This window comes from Stenotrophomonas sp. FR012, from assembly GCF_047520565.2.
GTDB classification, from domain to species: domain Bacteria; phylum Pseudomonadota; class Gammaproteobacteria; order Xanthomonadales; family Xanthomonadaceae; genus Stenotrophomonas; species Stenotrophomonas sepilia.
This window is the reverse complement of record NZ_JAXBQL020000004.1, coordinates 166800-180110: the sequence shown is the minus strand read 5'-3', so window position 1 is coordinate 180110 and position 13311 is coordinate 166800. Positions and strand designations below refer to the sequence as shown.

The 13311-nt window shown below is 66.6% G+C and carries 9 protein-coding genes and 3 tRNA genes; 6 read left to right on the top strand and 6 right to left on the bottom strand.

The features are described 5' to 3' along the window. Positions 1–35 precede the first annotated feature (35 nt). On the bottom strand, positions 36–2501 hold the full coding sequence (rnr, locus tag ACM0O9_RS08985; protein ID WP_414603893.1) for a ribonuclease R: 2466 nt from the start codon (positions 2499–2501) through the stop codon (positions 36–38). A 128-nt stretch (positions 2502–2629) separates the two neighbouring features. Between rnr and ACM0O9_RS08980 the strand changes: the two genes are divergently transcribed. Together ACM0O9_RS08980 and ACM0O9_RS08975 are read left to right on the top strand one after the other, a co-directional pair. Beyond that, a tRNA-Leu gene (locus ACM0O9_RS08980) sits at positions 2630–2714 on the top strand. A 161-nt stretch (positions 2715–2875) separates the two neighbouring features. Then, positions 2876–2960 (top strand) — tRNA-Leu (locus ACM0O9_RS08975). Positions 2961–3016: 56 nt separating this feature from the next. Here the strand turns inward: ACM0O9_RS08975 and ACM0O9_RS08970 are convergent. After that, positions 3017–3763 (bottom strand): sulfite exporter TauE/SafE family protein, encoded by a 747-nt coding sequence (locus ACM0O9_RS08970; protein WP_053501281.1) that lies wholly within the window; start codon positions 3761–3763, stop codon positions 3017–3019. A gap of 100 nt (positions 3764–3863) precedes the next feature. On the opposite strand from ACM0O9_RS08970, the gene ACM0O9_RS08965 reads away from it, so the two are divergent. Together ACM0O9_RS08965 and ACM0O9_RS08960 are read left to right on the top strand one after the other, a co-directional pair. After that, the gene (locus ACM0O9_RS08965; RefSeq protein WP_414603894.1) at positions 3864–4763 is read left to right on the top strand and encodes a LysR family transcriptional regulator; all 900 of its coding nucleotides are present in this window, start codon (positions 3864–3866) and stop codon (positions 4761–4763) included. Positions 4764–4813: 50 nt separating this feature from the next. Further along, a tRNA-Leu gene (locus ACM0O9_RS08960) sits at positions 4814–4898 on the top strand. 157 nt (positions 4899–5055) lie between these two features. Here the strand turns inward: ACM0O9_RS08960 and emrB are convergent. The 4 genes from emrB to emrR are packed head-to-tail and all read right to left on the bottom strand — an operon-like array spanning position 5056 to position 9779. Then, entirely contained in the window at positions 5056–6645 is a 1590-nt protein-coding gene (gene emrB, locus ACM0O9_RS08955) for a multidrug efflux MFS transporter permease subunit EmrB (RefSeq protein ID WP_065186080.1), read from the bottom strand. A 7-nt stretch (positions 6646–6652) separates the two neighbouring features. Continuing rightward, entirely contained in the window at positions 6653–7834 is a 1182-nt protein-coding gene (gene emrA, locus ACM0O9_RS08950; protein WP_021204129.1) for a multidrug efflux MFS transporter periplasmic adaptor subunit EmrA, read from the bottom strand. A gap of 11 nt (positions 7835–7845) precedes the next feature. Further along, positions 7846–9339, bottom strand: coding sequence for a multidrug efflux transporter outer membrane subunit EmrC (gene emrC, locus ACM0O9_RS08945; protein ID WP_235649759.1), 1494 nt, complete (start codon positions 9337–9339; stop codon positions 7846–7848). Next, the gene (gene emrR / locus ACM0O9_RS08940) at positions 9336–9779 is read right to left on the bottom strand and encodes a multidrug efflux system transcriptional regulator EmrR (RefSeq protein WP_005415875.1); all 444 of its coding nucleotides are present in this window, start codon (positions 9777–9779) and stop codon (positions 9336–9338) included. The genes emrC and emrR overlap by 4 nt, the downstream gene beginning before the upstream one ends. 172 nt (positions 9780–9951) lie before the next feature. On the opposite strand from emrR, the gene ACM0O9_RS08935 reads away from it, so the two are divergent. Next, positions 9952–10833, top strand: a complete 882-nt coding sequence (locus tag ACM0O9_RS08935; protein ID WP_171958382.1) for a helix-turn-helix domain-containing protein — start codon at positions 9952–9954, stop codon at positions 10831–10833. Positions 10834–10892: 59 nt separating this feature from the next. Continuing rightward, on the top strand, positions 10893–13136 hold the full coding sequence (gene parC, locus ACM0O9_RS08930; RefSeq protein ID WP_005415873.1) for a DNA topoisomerase IV subunit A: 2244 nt from the start codon (positions 10893–10895) through the stop codon (positions 13134–13136). Positions 13137–13311 lie beyond the last annotated feature (175 nt).

Here is a 13311-nt window from a genome sequence, read left to right as displayed (position 1 = left end):
TGGATGCCGGCCAGCGGCCGGCACTACCACGGTCATCAATATTTCTCTTTCTTCCGCTTGGCCGGCTTGCCCCGCTCAGGCAGCGGCGGCAGGTCATCGCCCTCGTCCTCACCCTTGTGTTCGACCAGCCGGAAGTCGATCTTGCGCTCTTCCATGCTGGCCTTCAGCACCAGGATGCGCACGCGGTCGCCCAGCCGGTAGCTGCCGCCGCGGCGCTCGCCGGTCAGCGTCTTGCGGGTCGCGTCGAACTTGTAATAGTCCTGCGGCAGCTGGGTCACGTGGACCAGGCCCTGCACCTTCGACTCGTCCAGCTCCACGAACAGGCCGAAGCTGGTCACGCCGCTGATCACGCCGTCGAACTGGCCGCCCACGTGCTTTTCCATCCACGCCGCGCGGTAACGCTCGTCGACCTCGCGCTCGGCCTCGTCGGCACGGCGCTCACGCTCGGAACACTGCAGTGCCAGCGCGGCCATCTCGCGGGCGTTGTAGGTGAACTTGTCCAGCGGCTTGCCGGACAGCGCGTGCTTGATCGCGCGGTGTACCAGCAGGTCGGGATAGCGACGGATCGGCGAGGTGAAGTGCGCGTAGGCCTCCAGCGCCAGGCCGAAGTGGCCGTGGTTCTCCGGGCTGTAGATCGCCAGGCTCTGGCTGCGCAGCAGCACCGACTCCAGCAGCGTCGCATCAGGGCGGTCGCGGATCTTCTTCAGCAGTTTGGTGTAGTCACCCGGGCGCACCTTCGACCACGGCGGCAGGCTCAGCTTGAACTCCTTGAGGAATTCCAGCAGGTCGGCGTACTTGGTTTCCGGCGGCTTCTCGTGGATGCGGTACGGCGCCGGCACGTGGCGCGACAGCAGGTACCTGGCCGCCTCGACGTTGGCCGCGATCATGCATTCCTCGATCAGCTTGTGCGCGTCGTTGCGCACCAGCATGCCGGCCTGGGTGACTTCACCACGGTTGTCCAGCACGAAGCGCACCTCGCTGCTTTCGAACTCGATGGCGCCGCGCTTGGCACGTGCCTTGGACAGCACCTTGTACAGCTGGTGCAGGCGCTGCACCTGCGGCAACAGGTCGCCCATCCAGGCCTTGGTATCGGCATCGTCCTCGCCGACCGCCTTCCACACCTGGGTGTAGGTCAGGCGCGCGTGCGAATTCATCACCGCCTCGTAGAAGCGCGAATGCGTGACCAGGCCATCGCGGTCGATCTGCATGTCGCAGACGAAGCACATGCGGTCGACTTTCGGCATCAGCGAGCAGATGCCGTTGGACAGCGTCTCCGGCAGCATCGGCACCACGAAGCCCGGGAAGTACACCGAGGTGGCGCGCTTCTGCGCTTCCTCATCCAGCGGCGTACCGGGGCGCACGTAGTTGGAGACATCGGCAATGGCCACCACCAGGCGGAAGCCATCGGCATTTGGCTCGCAGTACACCGCGTCGTCGAAGTCCTTGGCATCCTCACCGTCGATGGTGACCAGTGGCGTGCTGCGCAGGTCGACACGGTCGCCGATCATCGCCGGCTCAACCACCAGCGGCACCGATGCGGCTTCGTCCAGCACCTCCTGCGGGAACTCGAACGGCAGCTCGTGACCGTGGATGGCGGTCTCCACCACCAGCGACGCGGTCAGCTTGTCGCCCAGCACGGCGATGATGCGGCCGATCGGCGGGCGGCGGCTGTCCGGGGCCTGGGTCAGTTCGCAGACCACCAGCTGGCCGTCGCGCGCGCCACCGGTCTGGTCCGGCGGCACCTGCACGTTGCGCTGCACGCGCTTGTCATCGGGCACCACGTAGTTGATGCCCATCTCGATGCTGAAGCGGCCGATCAGGCGGGTCATGCCGCGTTCGAGCACGCGCGCAATGCTGCCCTCGCGACGGCCCCGGTGATCGATGCCGGTCACGCGGGCGAGCACCTTGTCGCCGTGCATCACCTTGCGCATTTCATACGGCGGCAGGAACAGGTCGTCGCCGCCCTCGACCGGACGCAGGAAACCGAACCCTTCCGGGTTGGCGATCACCACGCCGGTGACCAGGTTCAACGTCTGGATCGGGGCGAAACCGCCGCGGCGGTTCTGCACCAGCTGGCCATCACGGACCATGGCACCGAGCCGGCGCGACAGCGCCTCGGCCCGATCCGGTGCGGTCAGGCCCAGGCGTGCACCAAGTTCCTCGGCGGTCTGCGGCCCTTCGCAACGCTCCAGCAGGGCCAGGATGGCCTCGCGGCTGGCGATGGGCTGTTCGTATTTCTCGGCTTCGCGGGCGGCGTAGGGATCGTCGATCACCTTGCCGGTCGGCGGCAGCTTGCGGCCCGGGGCCGGGCCGGGCGCTGCCGCATCAGCGGTGCGGACCTTGCGGCCGCGCGGCGGCGTACCGCCTTCATTCAATTCGGGGAACCAGCCTGGCAGCGGCTTGCCCGGCTTGGGGGTGCGGGCTGCGCCCGCCTTCGGGCCCTTCTTCGGGGCTTGGCTGCGGGACTTGCTCCCGCCCTTGCTTGGTTTTTTGGTAGTCATCGCCCTACATGGTAGCCGTTGATGGCGTGCAGAACGGGTCAGCGCCCGCCCTGGAGGCGTTGGATGAAATAATTTCAGGAAGTCGTTGACAGCTCCCGGATTCATCTTCACAATTGCGCCTCTGGAACGCCCAGGTGGCGGAATTGGTAGACGCACTAGTTTCAGGTACTAGCGGGTAAAACCGTGGAGGTTCGAGTCCTCTCCTGGGCACCAACGAAAAAACTCCTCGCTTCGGCGGGGATTTTTTTTGCCTGCAATCCGGCGCTCTGGCCCTGGGGTCAGAGCCCCTTTCGCAAGCGAAACGGGATCCGACTCCGGGCAAGCAAAAAGTGTTGACACCCCCGTAACAACACCCCATAATCTCGCTCCTCGACGCCCAGGTGGCGGAATTGGTAGACGCACTAGTTTCAGGTACTAGCGGGTAAAACCGTGGAGGTTCGAGTCCTCTCCTGGGCACCACGTCGAGAATGAGAAAGACCCGCGAAAGCGGGTTTTTTCATGCCCGGAATTTGGCATCAGAACAATGGCCGCAGCACCAGCTCCAGGCCGAGCAGCAGCAGGAAGCCAAGGAAGCACGCCCGAAACACCCGTGCGCTGATGCGCTGCCGGATCACCTGCCCCAGCCACATGCCCAGCAGTGCCGGCACCACCGCCAGTGCACTCAAGCCCAGCTGCTGGATGCCGAACGCACCGTGCAGCACCAGGCCCGTGGTCAGTGCAATCGTCGATACGGTGAACGCCAGCCCGAGCGCCTGCACCAGTTCTTCGCGCTGCAACCCCAGTGATTGCAGGTACGGCACCGCCGGCATCACGAACACGCCGGTGGCGCCGGTCACTACGCCGGACAGCGCGCCCACCAGCGGCCCCAGCCAGCGCTCGCGCCGCTGCGGCACGCGGAACACCGGCGCAAGCAACGCATAGGCGGCATAGACCATCAGGGCCACGCCCAGCGCAACGCGCGACCCGCTGCGATCGACCCGTACCAGCAGCGCTGCCGAACCCAGCGTCACCACCACCACGGCCAGCATCATCGGCCACAGGCGCCGCACGATGGGGCCCAGCGCTGGCCCGGACAACAGCTGCCACACATTGGTGACGAAGGTCGGAATGAACAGCATCGACGCTGCCGCCACCGGCGACAGCGTACTGCCCAGCACCCCCATCGCCACCGTCGGCAACCCCATGCCGGTCACCCCCTTGACCACGCCGGCCAATACGAACACCAGCACCAGCAGCACGTAGAAGTACATCGATTCATCCATGCCTTCATTGGATCGGGCGGAGCAACGGCGCACAATGCGGTCTTTCCGGCCCTGCCTTCGGCTGATCCGAAGGCGGTGGCCCTGCGATGAGGGCACCCACATGCGGATGGACATCGCCGACCTGCGCCTGTTCCTGGCAATCGCCGAGGCCGGGAGCATCACTGCCGGCGCAACGCAGGCGAACCTGGCCCTGGGTTCGGCCAGCGAGCGCCTGCGCACGATCGAAGCCGATGCCGGCACCCTGCTGTTGAACCGGCATCCACGTGGCGTCAGCCTGACTGAAGCCGGCGCCGCCCTCGCCCACCATGCACGCCTGATCCTGCAACAGCAGGCGCAGCTGCGCGGCGAACTGCAGGCATTCGCGCAGGGGGCGCGCGGCACCCTGCACCTGTATGCCAACACCGCAGCACTGACCAACTACCTGCCCTCGCGGCTCGCACCGTGGCTGGCCGAACGACCCCGCCTGCACGTCGAACTGCTGGAACGCACCAGCCCCGAAGTCGTGCGTGCAATCAGCGCTGGCCAGGCCGAGGCCGGCATCATCAGTGATGCGGTCGACGCCACCGGCCTGCAGCAGCATGTGGTGGCCGAAGATCCGCTGGTGATGCTGCTGCCGGCCGACCACCGCTTCGCCACACGGCGCACGCTGGCCTTCGCCGATATTGCCGGCGAGACCTTCGTTGCCCTGGCCGATGGCAATGCACTGCAGACCTACATCGAAGACCAGGCGCGCGACATCGGTCGCCGACTGGACGTGCGCATCCGCATGAAGACCTTCGAGGGCGTCTGCATCATGGTGGGCCACGGCATCGGTGTCGGTATCGTGCCGCGGAGCATCGCGCGCCAGCATCGACGCAGCACGCATACCGTTGCGGTGCCGCTTGCAGATGCGTGGGCACAGCGCCGCCTGTGCGCCTGTTTCGCCGAGTGGGCGCAGCTGTCACCGGCGATGCGCAGCCTGCTGCACCACCTGGGCGTGCAAGCGCAGAAAATAGTGTGAAATGTTGTTGACACACTCTCTGCCGTGCCGCACAATTCATCTCCTGAGTCGCCCAGGTGGCGGAATTGGTAGACGCACTAGTTTCAGGTACTAGCGGGTAAAACCGTGGAGGTTCGAGTCCTCTCCTGGGCACCACGACTCAAGATGATCAAACCCGCGAAAGCGGGTTTTTTCGTTTCCGGGATTCGGGAACCCGCACGACCCCGGGATCCATCCACGCATGGCGTGGATCTACCAAAAGAAAAACCCCGCCTTGCGGCGGGGTTTTGTGCGTTTCAACGCCAATGGTCGATCAATGCCCACCGCCCGCGGACGCCGCACCTGCGCCTGCGCCGAACGGCGGCTTGGCCAGCCACAGGAAGGTGATGATCGCCAGGAAGATCCAGCCCAGCAGGAAGAAGATGTCGTTGAAACCCATCTGCGATGCCTGGTGGTTGATCATGTTGTTCAGTACCGCCGCGCCATGTTGCAGGTCGCCCTGCCCCATCGCAGTGACCTGCTCCTGCATGCCCGGCTGATAGGCCGAGATGTGCTCGGTCAGATCGGCATGGTGCACCTGGGTACGCCGCGCCCACAGCCACGTCGTCAGCGAGGCCGCGAAGCTGCCGCCCAGCGTGCGCAGGAACGTCGCCAGGCCGGAGCCCGCCGCGATCTCGCGCCCATCCAGGTCCGACAGCAGGATCTGCAGCACCGGCATGAAGAACAGCGCCACGCCAATGCCCATGATCAGCTGCACGCCGGCCACGTGCATGTAGTCCACCTGCAGGTTGAAGTTCGAGCGCAGGAAGCTGGTCATCGACAGCACGATGAACGCCACGGTGGCCAGCATGCGCATATCGAAGCGCGACGCATACTTGCCCACGAACGGCGTCATGATCACCGGCAGGATGCCGATCGGTGCGGTCGCCAGGCCTGCCCAGATCGCGGTATAGCCCATGTCACGCTGCAGCCACTGCGGAATCAGCAGGGCCACGCTGAAGAACGCCGCGTACGCCACCACCATCGCCAGCGTACCGGCGCGGAAGTTGCGGTGCCGGAACAGCTTCAGGTCGACGATCGGATCCTTGTCGGTCAGTTCCCAGATCAGGAACACCGTCAGCGTCACCACCGCCACGCAGGCCAGCACCACGATCTTCATCGACGAGAACCAGTCCTCGTCGTTGCCCAGGTCGAGCACCAGCTGCAGCGCGCCGACACCGATCACCAGCGTGATCAGGCCGACGTAGTCCATCTTCGGCTTCTCGATCTGCTCCGGGCGTCCCTTCAGCTGGTTGCCCACCACCAGCGCGGCGAAGATGCCCAGTGGCACGTTGATCAGGAAGATCCATTCCCAGCTGTAGTTGTCGGTGATCCAGCCACCGAGGATCGGGCCGCAGATCGGCGCCACCACCGTGATCATCGCCAGCAGCGCCAATGCCTGTCCGCGTTTCTCGCGCGGGTAGATCGAGACCAGCAGCGACTGCGTGATCGGGTACATCGGACCGGCCACGAAACCCTGCAGCGCACGCGACACCACCAGCATGCCCATGCTCTGCGCAAGGCCGCACAACAGCGAGGTGATGACGAAGGCCAGCGTGGCCCAGACGAACAGTTTGCGTTCGCCGAAACGGCGGCTGAGCCAGCCGGTCAGCGGCAGCGCGATGGCCGTGCTGACCGCGAACGAGGTGATGACCCAGGTCGCCTGCTGCGAACTGGCACCGAGGTTGCCGGCGATGGTCGGCAGCGAGACGTTGGCGATGGTGGTGTCGAGCACCTGCATGAACGACGCCATCGCCAGGCCGACGGTGCACAGGGCGACGCTGGGCGGCAGGAACCCGGAGGCTGCAGCCGGCGCCGCCGGTGCGCCCGGAGCGCCGGGCGCGGCTGGAGCTTGTGCGGACATGGCGACCTCAGCCCACCTTCGCCTGTTGCTGCGGCAGGTTGCCCTGGATGATCGTGTGGATCACCTCGTCGGCATCATGCAGCTGCTTGGCATACACGTCGGTGTCGAACACCGTGCCCTTGGCCGGGGTGCTCGGCAGCACTTCGCCCTTCTGGTCGCGCAGGCTCACTTCGGCCTTCATCGACAGGCCGATGCGCAGCGGGTGCTCGGCCAGCTGCTTGGCATCGATGGCGATGCGCACCGGTACGCGCTGCACGATCTTGATCCAGTTGCCGCTGGCGTTCTGCGCCGGCAGCAGCGAGAACGCCGAGCCGGTGCCCAGGCCCAGGCTCTGGATGCGCCCCTTGTACTTCACGTCGCCGGCGTACAGGTCCGACTTCAGCTCCACTTCCTGGCCCAGGCGCATGTGGCGCAGCTGGGTTTCCTTGAAGTTGGCCTCGACCCACATCTGCTCGGTCGGCACCACGGCCATCAGGGCATTGCCCGGCTGCACGCGCTGGCCGACCTGCACCGAACGACGGGCGACGTAGCCGGAGACCGGCGCAACGATGCCGGCGCGGGCATTGTTGAGGAAGGCCTGGCGCAGCTGCGCAGCGGCGGCCTGCACATCCGGCTGGGTGGCGATCACGGTGTCGTCGACCAGCGCACGGTTGCGCTCGACGGTCTCGCGTGAACCGGCCACGGCGGCTTCGGCCGCGGCCAGCTCGTCGCGGGCATGGGCCAGTTCTTCGTTGGAGATGGCGCCGGTGGCGGCCAGGTCCTTGCGGCGGGCGTAGTCTTCGCGCACGCGCTTCAGGGTCACCTGGCGGGCGTTCAGGTCCGCCTGCGCGCCTTCCACGCTGCGGTACAGGCCGCGGGTCTGGCGCACGGTCTTGGCCAGGTTGGCTTCGGCCTGCTGCAGCGCCACTGCGGTGTCGGACGGGTCCAGCTGCACCAGCAGCTGGCCGCGCTCCACGCGCATGCCGTCATCGGCATTGATGGCGACCACGGTGCCGGCCACCAGCGGGGTGATCTGCACCTGGTTGCCCTGCACGTAGGCATCGTCGGTCTCTTCGAACCAACGGCCGAACATGAAGTACCACAGCGCCAAAGCGGCAAGCAGCAGCACGACGATCACGAACAGGCCGCGCAGCAGGTTGCCGCGGCGGTTGGGGGCGGCCGGGGCCGCGGTGTCTTGGGTCTGGCTCATGTCGGAGATCTTCAGGAATGCGAGGAATCGGAATGGGAGGCGATCGGTGCGCGGTCGGCGTCAGTGGGCTGGAAACCACCGCCCAGCGCCTTGCTCAGGCGCACCGAGGACTGCACCTGCTGCGACTGCAGGCCGGCCAGCTGCTGCTGCGACTGCAGCAGGGTGGACTGCGCGGTCAGCACGTCCAGGTAGCTGCCGATGCCGGCACGGTAGCGCTGCTGGGCCAGGTCGAAGGCAGCGCGTGCAGTGTCCACCGCCTGCTGCTGCGACTGCGCCTGCTGTGCCAACGAGCGCACCGCGTTGACCTGGTCGGCCACATCACGCAGCGCATCGAGCACGGTCTGGTTGTAGTTGGCCACCGCCAGGTCGTACTGCGCATCGGTATTGGCCAGGTTGGCGCGCAGCTTGCCGCCCTCGAAGATCGGCAGGCTCAGCGCCGGGCCGATATAGGCAAAGGTGGAGCTGCTCTTCAGCAGGTCGCCCACGTTCGGGGCGACCACGCCGGCCAGCGCGGTCAGGTTGAAGCTCGGGTAGAACTTGGTCTTGGCAACCTTGATCTGCTTGTCGGCCGCTTCAACGCGCCAGCGTGCGGCGACGATGTCGGGGCGGCGGCCAAGCAGTTCGCTGGGCAGCACGCCCGGCAGCTGCAGTGCCACCGGATTCAGCGGCTGCGGGCGCTGGATCGACAGGCCACGGTCCGGGCCCTTGCCGACCAGCGCGGCCAGCGCGGTGCGGGCGGCGTCGATACGCTGCTGGGCGGCCTGCACCTGCTGCTGCGCGGCCGGCACACGGGCCTCGGCCTGGCGCACCTGCAGATCACTGTCGATGCCGGCGCTGCGGCGCTGGCGGGTCAGTTCAAGTGACTTCTGCGAACGGCTCAGCTCTTCCTCGGCCACGTCGTTGAGCTGCCACGCGTAGGCCAGGTCGGCATAGGCCTGGGTGATGCCAGTGGACAGGTTCAGGCGTGCAGCCTGCGCTTCAACGGTGGCGGCGTGCGCACCGTCCACGGCGGCTTCCCAGGCGGCGCGCTTGCCGCCCCACAGGTCCACGCCATAACTGAAGTCGAAGGCGACCTGGCTGCTGCCGCCGTAACGGCCACCCATCTCGCTGCCGACCATCGATTCGGGCAGGCGCAGGCCGGTGTAGCCACCGGACACCGACAGGCTCGGCAGTTCGTCGGCACGTGCGGTGCCGACCTGGGCCTGGGCCTGGCGCAGGCGGGCATCGGCGGCGTCAAGGCTCGGGTGGCCGGCCAGGCCCTCGGCGACCAGCGCGTCCAGCTGCGCATCACCCAGTGCCTTCCACCAGTCCTGCGCCGGGAAGCCGGTGGCGCTCAGGTCGGTGTCGGCCAAGGTGCGTTCGCTGTGCAGGCTGTCCACGTCAAGCACGTGGCCCTGCGGGTTGAGGCCACGACTGCTGGCGCAGCCGGCCAGGGCCAGGGCCAGCGCTGACACCAGCAGCGCGCGCCCGGACCGGCGGAGAGTGGAATGCGGGATCGGGTTCATGGGGTCGTCAGTGAATCGCGGATTCGGGTAAGGAGGGACAGCAGCAGCGTGCGCTCGTCGGCGGAAAGATCACGCAGGGCGTAATCCATCACCGCGTCGCCACGCAGCTTCAAGCGTGCCCACAGCGCGCGGCCTTCGTCGGTCAGCACGATCTGCAATGCCCGCCGGTCCTGCGCATGCGGTTCGCGGCGGACACAGCCCAGCGCTTCGAGCTTGTCCAGCAGCCGGGTCACCGCGCTGGGCACCTGATCGATGGCCTGGGCCAGTTCGTTGGCGGTGCACGGCGCCATGTTCGAAAGCACCTTCAACCCGATGTAGTGGGTGAAGCCGATGCCCAGATCTTCTTCAGCCATGGACGCGTCGAGTTGGCGGACCAGGCCGTCGCGCACCTGGCGCAGCAGCAGGCCGAAGCTGGGGGGAGTGGTTGCAGGACAGATCATGGGGGAGCATTCTCTTCCAAAAAAAATATTTCTCAATGGAAATATTTGATCTGGCATCGAATGCTGTGTTGCAGCAGTGGGCTGGATCAGTGAAGGCGCCTACCTTAATGACCTGGCCAGGTGGCCCGGTAGTACAATCTAGCCAATGGATGACACATTTCAGCCAGCAGACATGATGAACAAGGCAGAAATCCCCGCTCCCAAACGCCTGCTCAGGGACGAGGCACTGGACTGGTTCGAGCGCAACGACGGTCCCCCGGTGGTCGGTTTCCGTTTCGACAGCCCGCAAGGGCTGGTCCGTGAAGTGGATTGGCATCATCACCAGCGCGCGCAGCTGATCTGCGTCGAGCGCGGCCTGCTGACCACCCGTACCTCGCACGGCACCTGGTCGCTGGCGCCGGGCTCGGCCGGCTGGATGCCACCGCTGGAGCCGCACACGGTCACCCTCGACGGCCCCCTGCGTGGCTGGGGCATGGCGCTGGCGGCTCCGGTCTGCGCCACCCTGCCCTCCGATCCCTGCGTGCTGGGCCTGTCCAAGCTGGCGCAGGCGCTCGCCGACCGCATCTGTGACTGGCCACCGGGCTACGACACCACCTCCGAACGCCAGCACATCATCGAGGTGCTGGTGGACGAGATCCGCACAGCGCCACGCCAGCGCATGCACCTGCCGATGCCGCATGACCGGCGCCTGCTGAAGATCGCCTCGCAGCTGCTGGCCGACCCGTCCGACGAACGCAGCCTGGCCGAATGGGCGCACTGGGCCGGCCTGTCACCGCGCAGCCTGACCCGCCACTTCCGCGACGAGACCACGCTCAGCTTCGCCCAGTGGCGGCAGCAGGCCCGGCTCTCCGAAGCCCTGCGCCAGTTGACCGATGGCCGCAGCGTCGCCGACATCGCCCACGCACTGGGCTTCAGCAGCGCCAGCGCCTTCGTCACCGTGTTCCGCCGCCACTTCGGGCTGCCACCGGGGCGCTACCTGGCGCGGGCCGGCCACGGCCTGGAAACCGGGCTGGACCCTGCGCGCGGCTTGGCATCCCCCGCCGCATCCGGATAATCACAGGATTGCGAGCGGCGACCGCCGTCGCCGCCTCCCGACATAGGTAACAACGCCGCATGACCGAACTTGCCCGCCCCGTGTTCCACGGATTCGAACAACTGCCGCTGCGCGAGTACGCCGAACGCGCCTACCTCGACTACTCGATGTACGTGGTCCTGGACCGTGCCCTGCCGTTCATCGGCGACGGCCTGAAGCCGGTGCAGCGCCGCATCATCTATTCGATGAGCGAGCTGGGCCTGAATGCCGCGTCCAAGCCGAAGAAGTCCGCGCGCACCGTCGGCGACGTCATCGGTAAATACCACCCGCACGGCGACAGCGCGTGCTACGAGGCGCTGGTGCTGATGGCGCAGCCGTTCTCGTACCGCTACCCGCTGATCGAGGGCCAGGGCAACTTCGGCTCCAGCGACGACCCGAAGTCGTTCGCGGCGATGCGTTACACCGAATCCAAGCTGACCCCGATCGCCGAAGTGCTGCTGGGCGAACTGGGCCAGGGCACCACCGACTGGGCACCGAACTTCGACGGTACCCTGCAGGAGCCGACCTGGATGCCGGCGCGGCTGCCGCACCTGCTGCTCAACGGCACCACCGGCATCGCCGTGGGCATGGCCACCGACGTGCCGCCGCACAATCTCAACGAGATCGTCAGCGCGCTGCTGCACCTGCTGGACAACCCCGACGCCACCGTGCGCGACCTGTGCGAACACGTGCAGGGCCCGGATTACCCGTCCAGCGCCGAGATCATCACTGCGGCCAATGACCTGCGCAACATCTACGAGACTGGCAACGGGAGCGTGCGTGCACGCGCGACCTTCACCAAGGAAGCCAGCAACATCGTGATCACGGCGCTGCCGTTCCAGGTGTCGCCGTCGAAGGTGATCGAGCAGATCGCCGCACAGATGCGCGCCAAGAAGCTGCCGTGGCTGGAAGACATCCGCGATGAATCCGACCACGCCAACCCGGTGCGCGTGGTGCTGGTGCCGCGTTCGAACAGGGTCGACGCCGACCAGCTGATGGGCCACCTGTTCGCCACTACGGACCTGGAGCGCAGCTACCGCGTCAACCTCAACGTGATCGGGCTGGACGGCCGTCCGCAGGTGAAGAACCTGAAGACGCTGCTCAGCGAATGGCTGACCTTCCGCAGCAACACCGTCACCCGCCGCCTGCAGCACCGCCTGCAGAAGGTCGAGCGCCGCCTGCACCTGCTGGAAGGCCTGCTGGTCGCCTTCCTCAACCTGGACGAGGTGATCCACATCATCCGTACCGAGGACGAACCGAAGGCGGCGCTGATCGCGCGCTTCGGACTGTCCGAGGAACAGGCCGAGTACATCCTGGAAACCAAGCTGAAGCAGCTGGCCCGCCTGGAAGAGATGAAGATCCGCGGCGAGCAGGAAGAGCTGGCCAAGGAGCGCGAGAAGATCCTCGGCATCCTCGACAGCAAGGCCAAGCTGAAGAAGCTGATCCGCGATGAACTGACCGCCGACGCCAGGAAGTTCGGCGACGCACGCCGTTCGCCGCTGGTGCAGCGCCAGGCGGCGCAGGCCATCGACGAGACCGAGCTGGTGCCGAGCGAACCGATGACCGTGGTGCTGTCGGAGAAGGGCTGGATCCGTGCCGCCAAGGGCCACGACGTCGATGCATCTGCCCTGTCCTACCGTGAAGGCGACGGACTGCAGGGCGCGGTTCGCGCACGCAGCACCCAGCAGGTCGCGTTCCTCGACAGCGAGGGCCGCGCCTACTCGACGCCGGTGCACACATTGCCCTCCGCGCGTGGCAATGGTGAACCGCTGACCGGCCGCTTCTCGCCGGCACCGGGCACCAGCTTCGTGACCCTGGCCAGCGCCGAGCCGGACACCCGCTTCGTGCTGGCCTCCAGCCACGGTTATGGCTTCGTCACCCGCTTCGAGAACCTGATCGGCCGCAACAAGGCCGGCAAGGCGATGCTGAACCTGTCTGCAGGTTCGTCGGTGCTGACCCCGTCGGCAGTGGCCAACGTCGCCACCGACCGCATCGTGGCAGTGACCAGCTCCGGCAACCTGCTGGCGATCGCCGCCAACGACCTGCCGGAACTGGACAAGGGCAAGGGCAACAAGATCATCGAGATCCCGAAGGCCAAGCTCGCCACCGAACGCGTGGTCGCCATCGTGGCGATCAGCCCGGGGCAGACCCTGCAGGTCCGCGCCGGCCAGCGCACGATGGGGCTGAAGTTCAACGAGCTCGACGCCTACCTCGGCGCCCGCGCCACACGCGGCCACCTGCTACCGCGCGGCTGGCAGAAGGTGGAAGGGTTGTCGGTGGAGTGAGGAGCACCGGGGTCGGATCCCTTTCCACCGGAAAGGGCTCTGACCCCGGACACCGCCCCTGGCAGGTGTCAACATTGGTTGACACGCATTACCCCGGTCCACGCCAACCTCGGTTGGCGATTTCCATCCCAATGGGGTCAGAGCCGTTTTCGTCGAAAACGGATCTGACCCCGGA